Raw genomic sequence first — 17,395 nt, forward strand, 5'->3', positions numbered from 1 at the left:
ATCCTACCCCGCCGCGTTCGGGGGATCCTGGATGCGCGGAAGCCCCGGCGCCGCAGACGAGCCCATCCGCTCCCGCCACGAGCGGGACTGCCCCGCACGCACGGCGCACAGGACCAGCAGCATCCACCCGATCCCGATCAGGGTGAAGCTCTCGAAGAACGAATCGATGAACAGCGCCACGAGGATGAGCGGCGTCCAGGCGTAGATGATCGAGCGGCGCTCGCTCGCGTCGAGCCACGAGCGCACGAGCGCGACACCGGCGAACCCGAGGAACAGCACGAGACCCACCCAGCCCAGCTGCAGCAGCACATCGAAGTAGGCGTTCAGGCCGGTCGCGTGCGTGTCGTTGAGCAGGAAGTTGATCGATCCGAACGGCACGCCGTCCTGCGGCCACAGCCCGTACCAGCCCCAGCCCTGCACGGGCCGCGTGCGCAGGTAGTCGACCATGACGTTCCACAGGTCGACGCGCGTCGAGAAGTCGCTGCCCGCGCCGAGCCACGCGATGATCGGATGCCGCGCCAGATAGCCCACGATCACTCCGACCACGACGAGGCCGCCCAGCACCCACTGCAGGGCGCTGCGCTGCGCCGGCCGCGCGTGCCGCACGAGCGCGAGCGCGCCGACGGCGAGTCCGACGCCGACGGCGAGCACGAGCACCGTGGGGGAGTCCGAGAAGGCCGCGAGCATGCCCGCCAGCACGACCGAGAAGAGCGAGACCCCCGGTCGCACCGACTGCGTGCGGTACTCGACGAGGAACGTGATGAGCGCGACGACGGCGACGAACCCCAGCATGTTGCGCGTGCCGAAGATGCCCTGCACGGGGCCGAGCGCGGCGATCTGCCCCTCGACCCCGAGGAAGCGGAAGGGGATGTCGAGCAGGATGCCCGAGAGGATCTCGACGCCGAGCGAGATCGACAGCAGCACCCGCAGCACGTCGCCGACGGCTCGCGCCGTCTGCAGCGTGTCGCGGATGTGGCCCACGACGATGGCGAGGAACGCGATCGCCGCGAGCGAGACCCAGCCCCACCACGACTCGGGCCGGTCGAACGACCAGAAGACGCTCGCGAGCGCCCAGCCGAGGAACACCACGAGCGTCGTGGGCACGAGCCGCACGAACGAGATCTCGCGGCGCCGGGCGAAGAGGACGCCGGCGCCGACGACGCACAGACCCGCGACGATCGTGACGTAGGTCACGGGGCTCATGAGCCGCTCGATCGCGAACGATGAGAACACCGCAGCGAGGGCCGTGAGAGTGTAGGCCCGCGCGAACGAGGCCGAACTGAGCAGCGCGCCGAGCCAGCGCCGCTGCTCGCTCGGGCCCACCGTCACGGCTCCTGCTTCGTCGGCTCGCCCCGCTCGATCGCCGCGCTCTGCTCGGCCGGTCCGACGCCGATGTGCGGCGACTGCTTGATCTTGAAGCCGAGCATGACCAGCAGCATCCACCCCCACAGCAACAGGGGCGCGGACTCGGCGATGCCCTGCACGAGCAGGATCGTGCCGACGAGCGTGGGCAGCAGCGTGAGCGGCGAGTACGGCCGGTCGGCGCGCAGATCCCAGCGCGGACGGTCGACGGCGAAGAACCACGTGCGCCACACGTAGGCGAACATGAGCAGCGCGAACAGCACGATCCCGACGATGCCCAGCTGCAGGTAGACGTCGACCCAGACGTTGTGGGCCTGCATGACGGTCTCGCCGTGGTCGACGATCCAGCCGTCGAACGCGGGGTCCCACGGCATCCAGGGCGTCGCGAAGCCCCAGCCGGCGAACGGCCGCTCGCCGGCGCGCTCGGCGACGGCCTGCCAGATGGCCTCGCGGCCCGTCAGATCCGAGCCGCGCCCGATCGCCTCGAACAGGCGGTCGCGCAGCAGCCACAGGCCGAGGCCCCCGCCGAGACCGACGACGGCGTAGCCGATGTAGTAGCGGGTGCGCTCGCCCGGCCGCTTCGTCGTGCGCATGAGCAGCACCGTCGCCAGCACGAGCACGACCGCCGCCGCCGCGACGAACGCGGTGGCCGACGCTGCCCGCACGAACAGGAACGCCGACAGCAGCATCCAGCCGACCAGCAGAGCGCGGCGGGGAGCGCGCGCGGCGAACCGGATCGCGAACACGACGAACGCGAGCAGCGCGATGGGCCCGAGCAGGTTCGCGTTGCCCATGATCCCCTGGATCCGGCCGCCGTCGAAGAGGTTGTTGCGCGACCAGTAGAGGATCGGATCGACCGGCTCATCACGGGGCACGAAGCCCGGCAGAAGCGGCACGCGCACGAAGATCGACACCCACAGCTCGAAGATGAGCGAGAGGGCGAGCGTCCACTTGAGAGCGGATGCCACGGTGCGCACCAGTTCTCGCCACGTCAGCACCGCCCCCACGAAGAACCCCTGCACGGTCGTCACGTACAGCAGCAGCAGCGTCAGTGCCGACGTCGCCGGCCACGCCGACCAGAGGATCGACAGCGTCGCCCACACGATGTACGCCACGGCGAACCACGGCAGACGCCGCCACTGCACGGGCGGACGCACGATGAACCACAGCAGGATCGACACGAGCATCCCGCCCACGCCGACGACGGCCGCGACGAGGTCGCCGAAGGCGTGCACCCACGCCGTGCCGGCGAACGCCGTGACGAGCACGAAGACGCACCAGCCGCGCAGCAAGAGCTGCCCCGTCTTCTCGCGGACCGGGGCTGTCGGCGGTGCCGATGCCGGATGCTTCGAATAGACGGCCATCGCCTCCCAAGGGTACTCGGTCGCGCGGATACGCTCGGGGGCATGCTCACCCTCCTGTCGAACACGGCCCGCGACTACGCGTGGGGCTCCACGACGCTGCTGCCCGAGCTGCAGGGACGCACGCCTTCGGGCGCACCCGAGGCCGAGCTGTGGTTCGGCGACCACCCCGGCGCACCGGCCTTCGCCGCCGACGGCTCACCGCTCGGCGCGTGGCTCGCCGCCCGGGGCGCGCAGCCGCTGCCCTACCTGCTGAAGCTGCTCGCCGCGGGGTCCCCCCTGTCGATCCAGGCGCACCCCTCGAAAGCGCAGGCCGAGGCGGGCTTCGCGCGCGAAGAGGACGCCGGGATGCCGCGTGACGGCGCACATCGCACGTATCGCGATGCGAACCACAAGCCCGAGCTGATCGTCGCGCTGAGCGCGGAGTTCCACGCGCTCGCCGGTCTGCGGCCGCTGCCCGAGACGCGTCGTCTGCTGGCGCTGATCGGCGACGCGACCGCCGGACTGTCGTCGCGTCTCGACGGGTCGCCCGAGGCGACGAGCGCCGCGATCGCCTGGCTGCTGTCGGATGCCGCCACCGGCGACGTGCGCGCCGTCATCGGCGCCGCGCGTGCGGCCGGGGCCGCACGGGCCGACGGGGAGTTCACCGCCGAGCTCGCGCTCGCCGCACGTCTGGACGACCGGTACCCGGGGGATCCGGGGATCGTCGTCGCGCTGCTGATGAACCTCGTGACGCTGCGCCGGGGCGAAGGGCTGTTCGTCGCCGCCGGCGTGCTGCACGCCTACCTCGAGGGCCTCGGCGTCGAGATCATGGCGACGAGCGACAACGTGCTGCGCGGGGGCCTGACGCCCAAGCACATCGATGCCGCCGAGCTCGTCGCCGTGCTCGACGCGCGCACGGGCCCGCCGCCGGTCGTGCGTCCGGTCGCCGCGGCGCCGGGCGTCGAGCGCTACGCCGCGCCGGTGCCCGACTTCGCGCTGCGCGTCGCGCGGCCCGACGGCGCACCACTCGAGGTCGGGATCGACGGCGTCGCGATCGTCCTCGCGACATCGGGTTCGGTGACCGTCGCGGGCAGCGCGAGCGGCGAGTCGGTCACGCTCTCGCCGGGCGAGGCCGTGCTCGTGACGGCCGACGAGCGGACCGTGCGGGTCGCGGGCTCGGGCGAGGTCTTCCTCGCGACACCGGCATCCTGATCACGCGGTCGTTATGCGAAGGCGACACGCCGTCGGCGCGTCGTGAAGGTTCAACCCCTGCATGAGGCTTTAGTATCTGCGACTTGACCGAGCCGAACTACACGGGTGTAATTATCCCTAACGCGGCAACCATGTCGCGGGTAGGACCTCCGGGGGGAGAACGACATGACCGGTTCCCAGTATCGCTCTGCGGTACCCGACAACTGGTTCGTCGACCCCGTCAATCTCGGGGTGCCCGGCGTTCGCCGTGCCGTCGACGGCGACGACGACAACCCGCTGTCGTGGCAGACCGACGCCCTGTGCTCGCAGACCGACCCCGAGGCGTTCTTTCCCGAGAAGGGCGGCTCGACGCGCGACGCCAAGCGCATCTGCACGACGTGCGACGTGCGCGACCAGTGCCTCGAATACGCGCTGCAGAACGACGAGCGCTTCGGCATCTGGGGCGGCCTCAGCGAGCGCGAGCGCCGCAAGCTCAAGCGCCGCGCGGTCTGATCTGTCGTCCGAATCCGCGGCCGGATCGCGGCGAACGGCGCGTGCGACACGGCTCACGCGCGACGCGCGCCTAGGCTGACCAGGCCATGCCCGCACGTGTCCACGCTCTTCTCGTCGTGCGCCCCGACGGACGAACACCCGCAGCGCACCACCTGCGGCGCACCGTCGGAGCCCTCGCAGCGCAGACGCGCCCCGTCGACAGCCTGACGATCGTGCTGTGCGGTGCCGAGCCCGGCGTGGTCGAGGCGGCCCGCGAATCGCGGGCCGGAACCGTCGTCGAAGCACCGGCATCCACCCGCTTCGCCGAAGCGCTCGCGCTCGCGACCCCCGCGCGCGGCGCCGACGCCGTCTGGCTGCTCGCGCAGGACACGACACCCGACCGGCAGGCCCTCGCCCGGCTCGCCGGTGTGCTCGAGCTGTCTCCGTCGGTCGCGTTCGCCGCACCCAAGCTCGTGCGCGCCGACGACCGCAGCGAGATCGTGTCGCTCGGGGTCGGCATGACCCGCTTCGGGCGCACCGTCGGCCTCACCGACGGCGAGCTCGATCAAGGCCAGCACGACGCCGCCGACGACGTGCTCGGCGCCGACGTGCGCGGCGTGCTCGTGCGCACCGACGCGTGGACCGCGCTCGGCGGGCTCGACCCCGCGCTGCACGGCGCCGACGAAGGCCTCGACCTGGGCGTGCGCGCCCGGCTCGCCGACTCGCGCGTCGCACTCGCCCCGACCGCGATCGTGGCGGTCTCGAACGACGGCGTGGCGGGGCTTCCTGCACCGGTCACGCGGCAGCACCGCCGCCGGATCGCGTTCGCCGAGCGGGTCGCGCAGCTGCACCGCCGCCTGGTCTACGCGGCGCTGTGGGCGGTTCCGCTGCTCTGGCTCTCGCTCCTTCCGCTCGCGCTGCTGCGCACGATCGTGCACCTGGTGCGCAAGCAGCCCGCACGCATCGGCCCCGAATGGGTCGCCTCGGCGCTGGCCATGGTGCAGGTCGTCGCCGTCGTCAGAGCGCGTGCGCACCTGAGGCGCACGCGCCGCCTGCCGTGGAGCCAGATCGCCCCCCTGCGCGTCACGAACGCGCAGCTGCGGGCGCGTCTCGGCGACGACCCGGTCGAACCCGGCGCGCGCCTGCGCGGCGAGCTGCGGTTCTTCTCGGGCGGCGGCGCATGGCTCGTGCTCGGTGCCCTCGTCGCCTCGATCGCGGCGTTGCCGATGCTGCTCGCCTGGCCCGTGCTGGGCGGAGGCGGCGTCCAGCCGCTGCGCACGACCGTGGGGCAGCTGTGGGCCGACACGCTGTACGGCCAGCGCGGTCTCGGGCTCGACACGATCGCGCCCGCCGATCCCTTCGCGACGGTCGTCGCCGTCGTCGGCACCCTGTGGCCGGGCGATCCCTCCCGCGGCCTCGTGCTGCTGTGGCTGTTCGCCCTGCCGCTCGCAGCGCTGGGCGGCTGGTTCGCCGCGACGCGCGTCACCGATCGCGGCGTGCTGCGCGTGCTGGGCGGGGCCGTGTGGGCGCTCGCCCCGACGTTCCTCATGGCGCTCACTCAGGGCCGCCCCGCCGCCGTCATCGCCCACCTGCTGCTGCCGTGGCTGTTCTGCGCCGGTGCCGTCGCCCACCGCTCGTGGTCGGGAGCGGGTGTGGCATCCCTCGCTCTGGCCGGCGTCATCGCGTGCGCCCCGTCGCTCGCCCCGGCGCTCATCGTGCTGTGGGTCGTCACGATCGTGCTGTCGATCGTGCTGCGCGCCGGCCGCGGCGTCGCCCGGCTGATCTGGGTCGTCATCCCGACCCTGGCGATGGCCGGTCCGCTCGTGTGGCACGCGCTGACCGCGAACGGCGTGTGGGGCCTGCTCGCCGATCCCGGTGTGCCGTGGGCCGGGCCCCAGGTGGGGCCGGATGCCGCGGGTCGCAGCCTGCTCGCCGCGGGCATCCCCACCGCCGATGTCGCGGGCTGGGCGACGCTGCTCGGCGACGCCCCCACGTGGTGGGTGCCGCTGCTCGCGGCGCCGTTGGCGATCCTCGCCCTCGTCGCGCCGCTCACGCAGCGGTGGGCCGCCGGCATGACCCTGCTCGGCATCGCGGCCCTCGGCATCGGCACGGCGTTCGCCGCCGTCGGGATCTCGGTCGCGTTCGCCCAGTCCGAGGCCGTGCCGCTGTGGCCGGGCACGGGCCTCAGCCTCGCGTGGCTCGGCGTCGTCGGCGGCGCGCTGGTCACCCTCGACGCGGGTCTCGCCCCCAAGGTCGCGCTGCTGCGCGGCGGGCTCGTCGTGCTCGTCGGGGCGGGCGTCATCGCCCTGGCCGTCCCCGCGCTCACCTCGGCCGCCCGCGACACGACGCTGCTCACGAACGGCCCCGCCAGCACGCTGCCCGCCTACGTCGCGGCGCGCGGCGCGGACGACTCCGACGTCGGCACGTTCGTGCTCACACCGCAGAACTCGGGCGCCCTCTCGGCCCGTGTCGTGTGGGGCGGCAGCGAAACCCTCGGCGCGCAGAGCACCGTGCTCGCGACCCGCACCGTGCCGTCGGCGCAGGACCGCGAGATCGCCCAGCTCGCGGCAGGGCTCACGACGGGTGCCGCCGACGACCCCGTCACCCAGCTCGCCGCTCACGGGGTGAGCTTCGTGCTGCTCGCGCACGGCGCCGCACCCGAATCCGACGCCGCCCGCGCGTTCCGACTCGCGGCCGAATCGGCCATCGACCAGCGCGACAACCTCGAAGCCGTCGGCGAGACCGCGCGCGGTTCGCTGTGGCGCGTCGAACTCGACATCCCGCCGCGGCCCCAGCCGGCGGCATCCGTCGATCGGATATCGGGGATCATCTTCACCGCGCAGCTCGCCGTCGTCGCGATCGCGGTGCTGCTCGCCGCGCCCACCGCCGCATCCCGACGCGAAGCGAAGCGGATGCCGCGCATCGTCGGACCGCACTGGGAGGAGGGACGATGAGCGATCGCCGCTTCTTCCGCTGGGCCTCGACGAGTGCGCGGATGCTCGCGGGCACCGTCGTCGCCGCGGGCGCCGTCGTCGCCGTCGCGACCGCCGTGACGCTGCCCTGGCCGACGCTCGAGCGCGAACCCGTCGCCGTCTCGGCCAAACCCGCACCCGCCGACACGGTCATCGCGTGCGCGGGCGGCCTGCTCGCGCTCGGACGAGACCTCGACTCGCCGAGCGACCTCGCCCTCGTCGCGCCGCAGACCGTCACGGTCGGGGCGCTGCCCGACGCTCCGCAGCCCGAAGGGCGGAGCCTGATCGGGTCGGCGCCGGGGGCGAGCCCCCAGGCCTACACGGCACCGCCGTCGGGCGCCGAGCGCACCGACGTCGCGGCGTCAGGCTCGATGACGGCCGATTCCGACGATATGGCCGGGTTCGCCGCATCCGCGTGTCGACCGCCGCTCATGGAATCGTGGATCGTCGCCGGATCGGCGGCGACCGGGTCGGCGGACTTCGTGCTGCTGTCCAACCCCGGCACCGTAGGGGCGACCGTGCAGCTGACCGTCTACGGTGCGACGGGGCCCGAGACTCCTCCCGGCGGCTCGAACCTCGTCGTCGCCGCCGGTGCGCAGCGGGTGGTGCCCCTCGCCGGGCTCGTGCGGGGCGAGACCAGCCCCGTCGTGCGCGTGAGCGCCGTCGGAGCCCCCGTGCAGGCATCGGTGCAGTCGAGCCTGACGCGCGTGCTCGAACCGCTCGGCGTCGACCAGACGGGCGGAGTCGGGGCGACCGCGCCCGTGCAGCGGATCCTGGGCGTCGTCGTGACCGAGTCCGACGTGGCGAGTCCCACGGGAGCGGGCACCGTGCTGCGCGTGCTGTCGCCCGGCGCCGACACCGAGGCGACCGTCATGGTGCGCGCCGTCGGCGGCGACCAGCAGATGCTCGAGCCGCTGAGCGTGCCGCTCGCGGCGGGGGTGCCGACCGAGGTCGGTCTCGGCGGTCTCGCCGAGGGCGAGTACGACGTCGAGGTGATCGCGGGCTCACCGGTCGTGGCCGGACTGTGGCAGGCCTCGGGCTTCGAAGAAGGAGCCGACTTCGCCTGGCTGCTGCCCTCGCCCGAGATCACGGTCCCGAGCCTGTTCGCGGTTCCCGTGGGCCCGGACGCCACGCTCACCGTCGCCAACCCCGGTGAGGCGCCGGTGACCGTCGCCGTGACCGATCGCACGGGCTCACTCGCGGGCGAGCTGATGCTCGAGCCGGGCGAGAGTGCGACGCTGGGCGTGCAGTCGCGCACGATCTACACGCTCGACAGCGGCGGGGCTCCCGTGCTCGCGGCGGTCACGATGAGCGGGCCGGGCGCGCTCGCGGGGTTCCCCATCTGGCCCGCGGATGCCGCCGCTCCGGCGATCCGCGTCTATCCGTGACGCGGGTTCGGGTGCGGGTTCGGGTGCGTGTGCGTCGTCCTCGTCGTCAGAAGTAGCGGAACCGTTCGGGGCCGAGGTCCCACGGGTCGCGATCGAGGTATTCGGCCGCTGCTCGGAAGACGGCGCTCTCGATCATCATGCGGCGGTGCAGCTCGTCGTCGCGGTGCAGGTGGCTGAGGCGTTCGATCGGCAGCCGGAACACGATGATCCGCTTCTTCGCGCTGAGCACGAGCCAGCGGGGGATGCCGTCTGCATCGGATGCCGCGGGCATGTCGGCGATCTCGAAGCTCACCTCGCGCAGCTCGGGCCACGCCGACCGCAGGAACTCCGCCGCCGTGCCGACGGCGAGGTCGAACCGCTCGACGCGCGTGTCGAGCGGAGGCAGTGGCGGGCGGACGACCGCGCTGCGTCCGAGACGCCCGTGCCGGCCGTGCCGCGCGGGGCGGCGGACAGGCCTCGACGCACTCGAGGAACGACGCCATGGCATGCGCCCCATCCTACGGCGGTGGTGCGTAGCGGGCTCACGAGGGCTGGGTCCCTCGGTTCACTTGCCTCACTCTGCTGTCGGGGTGCGGGCTGGGCGACGTTCTGTGACAAATGAACGACGCTGGGGGTGGTGGGCTGGGTGGGGTGCGGGCCCTCGGTTCACTTGACTCACTCTGCTGCCTGCCCACCGGTCGCGCGACGTTCTGTGACAAATGAACGACGTTGGGGTGGTGAGCTGGCCGGGGTGCGGGCCCTCGGTTCACTTGCCTCACTCTGCTGCCTGCCCACCGGTCGGGCGACGTTCTGTGACAAGTGAACAGGGAGTGCCCCCGCCCGGTGGTCGGGGTGAGCGGCGGACCGCGCGGCGCGGCATCCGGAATCGGAGTCAGGGCGCGACTAGTGTCGGAGCGATGCGCGAGAGACTCTGCTCCAAGGTGGGATGCGCCCGCGAGGCGGTGTCGACCCTGACCTACGACTACAACGACCAGATGGCGGCCCTCGGTCCGCTCGGGGCGTCGGGCGATCCGCACGCGCACGACCTCTGCGCGATCCACACCGATCGCCTGTCGGTCCCCAAGGGCTGGGTCGTCGTGCGGCACGAGACGCTCCGCGCCTGACTCCCGACCGCGGACGCTGCCGCCCTCCGCCGCCGCCGCGCCGCGGCATCCGCGCCCGCCGCTCCGCGGCATCCCATGACGCCGAGACTGCAACGGAGCGCCGAGACAGCGGGTAGTACCCGCAGTCTCGACCTGCCGTTGCAGTCTCGCGGTCAAGGGCTCGCGGTCAAGGGCTCGCGGGAGACGGGCGGGTCAGCGGGCGGGGAAACCGCGCGGCACGTCGGGGACGCCGGCGGCGAGGGCGCTGACCCGCTGATCCTCGAGCACGAGGGCGTTCAGCTCGCGGTCGCGCCGGATCGCGGCGACGCCGCACACGAACGACTCGGGGTCGACCGCCGGCACGGGGGAGACGTGGGCCGCGGCTTCCGAGGCGAGGGATGCCGCCAGGCGTGCCCGCGCCGCAGGCTCCAGCTCGGGAGCCTGTCGCGCGAACTGCGCGATGCGCCGCGCCAGGCGGTCGGGCAGGCGGGCGACGTCGGCGACGGCTCCCCACTCGGCCAGGGCGGGCGGCAGACCGGGCGCGGGAGCGGGAAGGGGCGGCGTGCGGGTGCGCTCGGAGTACGTGCCGGCGAGCAGATCGCCCAGCCGCTGCGACCGCGGCGTGAACGCACCCACGATGGCGGCGAGCCCGCCGAAGGTGAACCACAGCTCGAGCACTCCGACGAGGGCGCGGATGAACGCCTGACGGAACCCCGTCGCCCCGCCGTCGGTGCGCACGATGCGCCCGCCGACGGCGAGCTTGCCGAGGCTGCGCCCGCGCGTGAACGTCTCGACGGCGGTCGGGATCACGACCAGCACGAGGACCACCATCGCGATCGTCACCATCTGCGCGGCCGAATCCGCGAAGAGGTCGAGCCCGAACAGGAACGTCGCGACGAGGACGAACACGATCAGCAGTACGAGCCCGACGACGATGTCGATGAGGGCGCCGAGCGCGCGCAGGAAGAATCCGACGGGCTGCACATCGAGGGCGACGGCCTCGCCCGTGAGCACTTCGTCCTGATGGATCGTCGTCATCCGCGAGTCGGGCACGACGGTCGAAGGCATGCGTACAGTTAACCAAATGGACCTCGACGCGCTCACCGCCGCCCGCCGGCAGGAATGGGAGCGTCTCGACGAGCTGAGCCGGGCCCGTCGCCTGAGCGGTGCGCAGGCCGACGAACTCGTCGCGCGCTACCAGTCCGCCTCGGCCGATCTGGCCGATCTGAAGACCTCGGCGGGCCGCACGCCGCAGGGCGACCTCGTCTCGACGATCCTCGCCCGGGCACGTCTCGCGCTGACGGGCACACCCGAGAACGTGCTGAAGCAGATCCCGCGGTTCTTCGCCCTGCAGCTGCCGGCGGCGCTGTACCGCGTGCGATGGACGACCCTCGTCATCGCGCTCGGCTTCGTCGCGGTCGGCGCCCTCGTGGCGTTCTGGGTCTCGTCGGATCCCGCGCTGGTGGCCACCCTCGGAACGCAGCTGCAGCTCGAGGACTACGCCGAGAACCAGTTCACCGAGTACTACAGCGAGAACCCGGCAGCCGTGTTCGCGGGCACCGTGTGGACCAACAACGCCTGGATCGCCGCGCAGTGCGTCCTGTTCGGCATCACCGGGTTCTGGCCGCTCATGGTGCTCGTGCAGAACGCCGTCGGCGTCGGCACGGCGGCGGCGATCATGCTGGCGTTCGAGCGCGGCGACGTCTTCGTGCTCTTCATCCTTCCGCACGGCCTGCTCGAACTGACCTGCATCTTCGTCGCCGGAGCGGCGGGTCTGCACATCTTCTGGGCCTGGGTCGCCCCCGGGCGCCGGTCGCGGGGCGCCGCCCTCGCCGAAGCGGGACGCTCGCTCGCGACGATCGCGATCGGGCTCGTCATCGCCCTCGCCGTCGCCGGGCTCATCGAGGGCTTCGTGACGGCTCAGCCGTGGCCGTGGCCCGTCAAGATCGGCATCGGCGCGCTCGCGCTCGGCGCGTTCGTGTTCTACATGGTGGTCGTCGGCGGGCGCGCCGCACGCCGGGGCGAGTCGGGCGACCTCACCGAGTACGAGACGGGAACTCCGACCCTCGTTTCCGGGTGATCGTTACTTTGAGTTCTTCAAAATAACGCGGTAAGATGGTGCCATGAGTGCACCCGCGGTCGACGTCTACGAGACGGATGCCGCCGAGCTCATCCGCACCGTCGGCTTGCGCGTCACCGAGCCCCGCCGCGCCGTGGTCGACGCCCTGCGCACGCACCCGCACGCCAGCGCCGACGCGATCTTCCAGGTCGTCGCGCGCACGGTTCCGCAGACGAGCCTGCAGTCCGTCTACAACGCGCTCGGCGATTTCGCCGAAGCCGGTCTCGTGCGACGCATCGAGCCCGCGGGTCGTCCCGGACTGTTCGAGCTGCGCGTCGGCGACAATCACCACCACCTCGTGTGCACGACGTGCGGCGACGTTCGAGACGTCGACTGCGCCGTCGGCGAAGCGCCGTGCCTGACGCCGTCCAATCCGCACGGCTTCACGTTGCACACGGCCGAGGTGACGTACTGGGGCCTGTGTCCCGACTGCGCGGCCGCAGCATCCACCCCCACCGCTTGACTCCACCGACATCCACGAGGAAGGAAACCATGAGCGACATCGACGACACGAAGACCGGCATCGGCGAGAACCCGACCGACACCGATCAGGCCGTCACCCCCATCGACACGCCCGTCGACGAGCGCGAGGACGGCGAGACCCGCCCGCGCCCGAACGAGGACGAGGGCAGCTGCCCCGTCATCCACGGCGACAGCCAGCCGCACCCGGCGACGGGATCGGCCAACCGCGTGTGGTGGCCCAACCAGCTGAACATCAAGATCCTCGCGAAGAACCCGCCCGCGCGTAACCCGCTCGGCGAGGACTTCGACTACAAGGCCGCGTTCGAGAGCCTCGACCTCGCCGAGGTCAAGGCCGAGATCGAGAAGACGCTCACGACGAGCCAGGACTGGTGGCCCGCCGACTTCGGCCACTACGGCCCGCTCATCATCCGCATGGCGTGGCACGCCGCCGGAACCTACCGTGTCACCGACGGTCGCGGCGGCGCCGGCACCGGCCAGCAGCGCTTCGCGCCGCTGAACAGCTGGCCCGACAACGTCAGCCTCGACAAGGCCCGCCGTCTGCTGTGGCCCGTCAAGAAGAAGTACGGCCAGAAGCTCTCGTGGGGCGACCTGATGATCCTCTCGGGCAACGTCGCGCTCGAGTCGATGGGCTTCAACACCTTCGGCTACGCCGGCGGTCGTCCCGACGTCTGGGAGCCCGACGACGACGTGTACTGGGGCCCCGAGACCACGTGGCTCGGCGACGAGCGCTACACGGGCGACCGTGACCTCGACAAGCCGCTGGCCGCCGTGCAGATGGGCCTCATCTACGTCAACCCCGAGGGCCCCAACGGCAACCCCGACCCGCTCGCCTCGGCGCGCGACATCCGCGAGACGTTCGGCCGGATGGCCATGAACGACGAAGAGACCGTCGCGCTCATCGCGGGCGGCCACACCTTCGGAAAGACCCACGGCGCGGCGCCCGACACGAACCTCGAGGACAACCCCGAGGCCGCGGGCCTGGAGCGCCAGGGCCTCGGCTGGAAGAACAACCACGGCACCGGCAAGGGCGACGACACGATCACGTCGGGCCTCGAGGTGACGTGGACCTATCACCCCACCCGCTGGGACAACGAGTTCTTCCACATCCTCTACGCGTACGAGTGGGAGCTCATGCGCAGCCCCGGCGGCGGCCACCAGTGGCGTCCCATCAACGGCGGCGGCGCCGACATGGTTCCGATGGCGCACTCGTCGGCCCGTCGCGAGCCCCGCATGCTCACGAGCGACATCGCCCTGCGGACCGACCCCGAGTACGACAAGATCTCGCGTCGGTTCAAGGATGACCCCGTGGCATTCGGCGACGCGTTCGCCCGCGCCTGGTTCAAGCTCACGCACCGTGACATGGGCCCGGTCGCGCGCTATCTCGGTTCCGAGGTTCCCACCGAGGAGCTCGTCTGGCAGGACCCCGTGCCGGCGGTCGATCACGAGCTGATCGACGACGCCGACGCGGCGGCGCTGAAGGCGCAGATCCTCGAGTCGGGCCTCACCGTCACCGAGCTCGTCTCGACGACGTGGGCTGCGGCATCCACCTTCCGTGGCAGCGACAAGCGCGGCGGCGTCAACGGCGCCCGCATCCGCCTCGCCCCGCAGAAGGACTGGGTCGTCAACAAGCCGTCGCAGCTGCAGCGTGTGCTGGGCGTGCTCGAGGGCATCCACTCCTCGTTCAACGACGGTCGCACCGACGGCAAGCAGGTCTCCCTCGCCGACCTGATCGTGCTCGCGGGCAACGCGGGTGTCGAGAAGGCCGCGAAGGATGCCGGTGTGGATGCCACGGTGCCCTTCCGCGCCGGACGCACCGACGCGACGCAGGAGCAGACCGACGTCGAGTCGTTCCGCTTCCTCGAGCCGGCGGCCGATGGCTTCCGCAACTACCAGGCGACGACCGCGATGGCCACGCCCGCCGAGTACCTGCTGCTCGACAAGGCGAACCTGCTCACGCTCACGGCGCCCGAGATGACCGTGCTCGTCGGCGGCCTGCGGGTGCTGGGCGCCAACTGGGACGAGTCCGAGTACGGCGTGTTCACCGACCGCGTCGGCGTGCTCACGAACGACTACTTCGTGAACCTGCTCGACCTCGGCACGACGTGGAAGCCGCTCGACCCGGGCTCGCACGCGTTCGAAGGACGCCGTGACGGCTCGGACGAGTTCTTCGGCCGCGGCACGCGCGTCGACCTGCTGTTCGGCTCGAACTCCGAACTGCGCGCCGTCGCCGAGGTGTACGCCTCGGATGACGCGCAGGAGAAGTTCGTGCGCGACTTCGTCGAGGCGTGGGGCAAGGTCACCGAGCTCGACCGGTTCGACCTGAGCTGACGCACACACGCAGAAGCGGCCCGTCCCGATGTCCTCGGGGCGGGCCGCTTCGCGTTCGTGTCAGCGACCCCGGCGCTTCGCGCCGCGGGCGTCGGGCACGCGCGCCTCGGACTGCAGCGGCGGCAGCTGCACCGGCTCGAACAGTGCGCGATGCAGCCAGCCCGCAAGGACCGCGCCGACGAGCGGGAACACGATGAACACCCACAGCTGCGCGAGCGCGTCGATGCCGCCGTAGATGGCCGTCGCGATCGAGCGCGCGGGGTTCACCGACGTGTTGTCGATCGGGATCGAGATGAGGTGGATGACCGTGAGGGTCAGACCGATCGAGAGACCCGCGACGTTGCCGTTGCCGCGCTTGGTGTGCGTGACGCCGAGGATCACCATGACGAAGATCGCCGTGAGGATGATCTCGGCGACGATCGCCGCGCCCAGCCCGAACCCGCCCGGAGAGTGCGCGTCGAAGCCGTTGCTCGCGAAGCCGCCGTCCTGCGCGTTCGCGAGCCAGTTCGCCGGCCCGAACAGGCCGATCAGGACGATGAGCGTCGTGCCCACGGCTCCGCCGACGAGCTGGGCGATGATGTAGCCGGGTGCATCCTTCCACGCGAAGCGGCCCGCGGCGGCCAGGCCGAAGGTCACGGCGGGGTTGAAGTGTCCGCCCGAGATGTTGCCCCACGCGTAGATGCCCGCCATGAGGGTCAGGCCGAACGCGAACGAGACGCCGACGAAGCCGACGCCGAGGGACGTGCCGTTGGCTCCGGTGCCGAAGTCGGCGGCGAAGAGGGCGGTTCCGATCGAGCCGAAGACGAGCAGGAACGTGCCGAGCGCCTCGGCGACGAGTTTGTTGGCCGTGGTGGGTGGGGTGACGAGGGTGTCCGACATGTGACGGCCTCCTTTCCTCGATCCGGAGCGTAGACCCTGCACAGCCGTTTCCCAGGTTTCGGCGCGCTCGCGTGTCCGAAGCGGCACATCCGGCTCCGGTGCGTTCGGTGCGTTCGGTGCGTTTGGTTCGTTTGCCTCACATTGCTCTCGAATCCGGGCACGGACAGCAGAGTGAGGCAACTGAACCCTGTCGGTGTTTGGTTCGTTTGCCTCACATTGCTCTCGGCCCCGGGCCGGGCAGCAGAGTGAGGCAACTGAACCCTGTCGGTGTTTGGTTCGTTTGCCTCACATTGTGCTCGAACCTGGGCGCGGGCAGCAGAGTGAGGCAACTGAACCCGGTCGGCGTTTGGTTCGTTCGCCTCACATTGTGCTCGAACCCGGGCCCGGGCAGCAGAGTGAGGCAACTGAACCCCGGGAGCCCTCGAGGGGAGCCGTCAGAGGCGGCCGGCGGCCTTGAGGGCGAGGTAGCGATCGGCGATGCGGGGTGGGAGGGCGTCGGGGGTGTCGGTGATGGCCTCCGCGCCGGCGCGGGCCATCGCGCTCGCGACGCGCTCGGCCTCACGCGCCGTGCGCTCGGCGGCGGCTTCGCGGTAGACGTCGGCCGCGTCCGGACGTGCGACGGGCCCGGGGCGCTCATCGGCGACCGTGCCGACCAGCACGTGCGCGCGCTGCGCGAGCGCGGGCAGCGATCCGAGGAACCCGCGCGACGCGTCGACGGCGTCCTGCGCCGTCAGCACGACCACGAGCGAGGGGCGCGAAGTGAGGGCGCGCACCTGGGCGAAGGCGGCATCCCAATCGGTGTCGATCAGCTGCGGCTCGACGGGAGCCATCGCCTCGACGAGCGCGGGAAGCAGCCCCGGCCCGTCGACCCGCGTCACGCGCGCCCGGATCGTGCGGTCGAACATGACCAGGTGCACGTGGTCGCCCGCACGGTTCGCGAGCGCCGCGAGCAGCAGCGCCGCCTCCATCGCGGCATCCAGCCGCACGCCGTCGCCGACGCGCGCGGCCGCCGTGCGCCCCGTGTCGATGACGATGACGACGTGCCGATCCCGCTCGGGGCGCCACGTGCGGATCATCGTCGTCGCCGAGCGCGCGGTCGCCCGCCAGTCGATCGATCGCACGTCATCACCGCGCACGTACTCGCGCAGGCTGTCGAACTCGGTGCCCTGGCCGCGCACCTGCACGCTCGTGGAACCGTCCAGCTCGCGCAGCCGCGCGAGGCGCGACGGCAGGTGCCGCCGGGAGGTGAAGGGCGGCAGCACGCGCACGCTGCCCGGCGCATCCAGACGCACCTGGCGGCCCGCGAGGCGGAGCGGACCGTCGGAGCGCACGACGACGAACGACGAGCGCAGCTCACCGCGACGCCGCGGCAGCAGCGGGATCGTCAGCGCGCGGCTCTCGCCGGGCGGGATCGAGATCGTCGAGCGCTCCAGCGGGGCACCGGCGGTCGGCTGCCACGCGTCGCGCACGCGACCCCGGATGCCGCGCCTTCCGGTATTGCGCAGCTGCAGCGTCGTGTCCACTCGCGCACCCAGAAGCGTGCGTGCCGGTGCGGGGCGCTCGACGGCGAGGGCGCGCGGATCCGGTGCCGCCGCGGCATCCGCGATCGCCGCCACGACGCACAGGGCGAGCCATCCCGCGGCTGCGACCCACGCGTCGACGCCGCCGAGCGAGAGCAGCATGACGGGCACGACGCCGAGGGCGACGAGGAGGGGGAGGCGGCCGGTGAGGTACATGGTGTGGGTGGGGGTCTCCT

At 72.0% G+C, this 17,395-nt stretch carries 14 protein-coding genes; 8 read left to right on the top strand and 6 right to left on the bottom strand.

The features are described from left to right. Positions 1 to 3: 3 nt before the first annotated feature. Complete coding sequence (locus ACWICD_RS01945; RefSeq protein ID WP_454139121.1) at positions 4 to 1,329, bottom strand: O-antigen ligase family protein; 1,326 nt, start codon at positions 1,327 to 1,329, stop codon at positions 4 to 6. After that, positions 1,326 to 2,726 (bottom strand): O-antigen ligase family protein, encoded by a 1,401-nt coding sequence (locus tag ACWICD_RS01950; protein ID WP_454139122.1) that lies wholly within the window; start codon positions 2,724 to 2,726, stop codon positions 1,326 to 1,328. Before ACWICD_RS01950 ends, ACWICD_RS01945 begins: the two co-directional genes overlap by 4 nt. Before the next feature lie 42 nt (positions 2,727 to 2,768). Here ACWICD_RS01950 and manA point away from each other — a divergent pair, with 42 nt between their 5' ends. From manA to ACWICD_RS01970, 4 genes are all read left to right on the top strand, one after another. Next, positions 2,769 to 3,917, top strand: a complete 1,149-nt coding sequence (gene manA / locus ACWICD_RS01955) for a mannose-6-phosphate isomerase, class I (protein ID WP_454139123.1) — start codon at positions 2,769 to 2,771, stop codon at positions 3,915 to 3,917. A 165-nt stretch (positions 3,918 to 4,082) separates the two neighbouring features. After that, on the top strand, positions 4,083 to 4,409 hold the full coding sequence (locus ACWICD_RS01960; RefSeq protein WP_376126765.1) for a WhiB family transcriptional regulator: 327 nt from the start codon (positions 4,083 to 4,085) through the stop codon (positions 4,407 to 4,409). A gap of 86 nt (positions 4,410 to 4,495) precedes the next feature. Further along, a complete protein-coding gene (locus ACWICD_RS01965) occupies positions 4,496 to 7,342 on the top strand; it encodes a glycosyltransferase (RefSeq protein WP_454139124.1) in 2,847 nt (948 codons plus the stop codon). After that, on the top strand, positions 7,339 to 8,748 hold the full coding sequence (locus tag ACWICD_RS01970; RefSeq protein WP_376126770.1) for a DUF5719 family protein: 1,410 nt from the start codon (positions 7,339 to 7,341) through the stop codon (positions 8,746 to 8,748). Before ACWICD_RS01965 ends, ACWICD_RS01970 begins: the two co-directional genes overlap by 4 nt. Before the next feature lie 46 nt (positions 8,749 to 8,794). Here the strand turns inward: ACWICD_RS01970 and ACWICD_RS01975 are convergent, their stop codons facing one another. Next, a complete protein-coding gene (locus tag ACWICD_RS01975; protein ID WP_376126773.1) occupies positions 8,795 to 9,235 on the bottom strand; it encodes a metallopeptidase family protein in 441 nt (146 codons plus the stop codon). A 409-nt stretch (positions 9,236 to 9,644) separates the two neighbouring features. Here ACWICD_RS01975 and ACWICD_RS01980 point away from each other — a divergent pair, with 409 nt between their 5' ends. Next, positions 9,645 to 9,851 (top strand): DUF3499 family protein, encoded by a 207-nt coding sequence (locus tag ACWICD_RS01980; protein WP_376126775.1) that lies wholly within the window; start codon positions 9,645 to 9,647, stop codon positions 9,849 to 9,851. A gap of 192 nt (positions 9,852 to 10,043) precedes the next feature. Here the strand turns inward: ACWICD_RS01980 and ACWICD_RS01985 are convergent, their stop codons facing one another. After that, a complete protein-coding gene (locus ACWICD_RS01985) occupies positions 10,044 to 10,898 on the bottom strand; it encodes an RDD family protein (RefSeq protein WP_454139125.1) in 855 nt (284 codons plus the stop codon). A gap of 16 nt (positions 10,899 to 10,914) precedes the next feature. On the opposite strand from ACWICD_RS01985, the gene ACWICD_RS01990 reads away from it, so the two are divergent. From ACWICD_RS01990 to katG, 3 genes are read left to right on the top strand one after another with little or no spacing between them, the layout of a single operon-like run. Then, the gene (locus ACWICD_RS01990; RefSeq protein ID WP_454139126.1) at positions 10,915 to 11,910 is read left to right on the top strand and encodes a stage II sporulation protein M; all 996 of its coding nucleotides are present in this window, start codon (positions 10,915 to 10,917) and stop codon (positions 11,908 to 11,910) included. A 43-nt stretch (positions 11,911 to 11,953) separates the two neighbouring features. Then, the gene (locus ACWICD_RS01995; protein WP_376126782.1) at positions 11,954 to 12,412 is read left to right on the top strand and encodes a Fur family transcriptional regulator; all 459 of its coding nucleotides are present in this window, start codon (positions 11,954 to 11,956) and stop codon (positions 12,410 to 12,412) included. A gap of 29 nt (positions 12,413 to 12,441) precedes the next feature. Further along, complete coding sequence (gene katG / locus ACWICD_RS02000) at positions 12,442 to 14,760, top strand: catalase/peroxidase HPI (RefSeq protein WP_454139127.1); 2,319 nt, start codon at positions 12,442 to 12,444, stop codon at positions 14,758 to 14,760. A 60-nt stretch (positions 14,761 to 14,820) separates the two neighbouring features. On the opposite strand, the gene aqpZ is transcribed toward katG, so the two are convergent. Both aqpZ and ACWICD_RS02010 read right to left on the bottom strand, forming a co-directional pair. After that, positions 14,821 to 15,639, bottom strand: coding sequence for an aquaporin Z (gene aqpZ / locus ACWICD_RS02005; RefSeq protein ID WP_376126787.1), 819 nt, complete (start codon positions 15,637 to 15,639; stop codon positions 14,821 to 14,823). A gap of 434 nt (positions 15,640 to 16,073) precedes the next feature. Continuing rightward, positions 16,074 to 17,375, bottom strand: coding sequence for a DUF58 domain-containing protein (locus ACWICD_RS02010; protein ID WP_454139128.1), 1,302 nt, complete (start codon positions 17,373 to 17,375; stop codon positions 16,074 to 16,076). Positions 17,376 to 17,395: the final 20 nt, after the last annotated feature.

The organism is Microbacterium sp. NPDC055357 (assembly GCF_053644835.1).

Bases quoted from the DNA above. Each gene is read 5' to 3' on its own strand.
- ACWICD_RS01950 (WP_454139122.1), bottom strand. From the start codon at position 2,726: ATGGCCGTCTATTCGAAGCATCCGGCATCGGCACCGCCGACAGCCCCG.
- manA (WP_454139123.1), top strand. From the start codon at position 2,769: ATGCTCACCCTCCTGTCGAACACGGCCCGCGACTACGCGTGGGGCTCC.
- ACWICD_RS01960 (WP_376126765.1), top strand. From the start codon at position 4,083: ATGACCGGTTCCCAGTATCGCTCTGCGGTACCCGACAACTGGTTCGTC.
- ACWICD_RS01965 (WP_454139124.1), top strand. From the start codon at position 4,496: ATGCCCGCACGTGTCCACGCTCTTCTCGTCGTGCGCCCCGACGGACGA.
- ACWICD_RS01970 (WP_376126770.1), top strand. From the start codon at position 7,339: ATGAGCGATCGCCGCTTCTTCCGCTGGGCCTCGACGAGTGCGCGGATG.
- ACWICD_RS01975 (WP_376126773.1), bottom strand. From the start codon at position 9,235: ATGCCATGGCGTCGTTCCTCGAGTGCGTCGAGGCCTGTCCGCCGCCCC.
- ACWICD_RS01980 (WP_376126775.1), top strand. From the start codon at position 9,645: ATGCGCGAGAGACTCTGCTCCAAGGTGGGATGCGCCCGCGAGGCGGTG.
- ACWICD_RS01985 (WP_454139125.1), bottom strand. From the start codon at position 10,898: ATGCCTTCGACCGTCGTGCCCGACTCGCGGATGACGACGATCCATCAG.
- ACWICD_RS01990 (WP_454139126.1), top strand. From the start codon at position 10,915: ATGGACCTCGACGCGCTCACCGCCGCCCGCCGGCAGGAATGGGAGCGT.
- ACWICD_RS01995 (WP_376126782.1), top strand. From the start codon at position 11,954: ATGAGTGCACCCGCGGTCGACGTCTACGAGACGGATGCCGCCGAGCTC.
- katG (WP_454139127.1), top strand. From the start codon at position 12,442: ATGAGCGACATCGACGACACGAAGACCGGCATCGGCGAGAACCCGACC.
- aqpZ (WP_376126787.1), bottom strand. From the start codon at position 15,639: ATGTCGGACACCCTCGTCACCCCACCCACCACGGCCAACAAACTCGTC.
- ACWICD_RS02010 (WP_454139128.1), bottom strand. From the start codon at position 17,375: ATGTACCTCACCGGCCGCCTCCCCCTCCTCGTCGCCCTCGGCGTCGTG.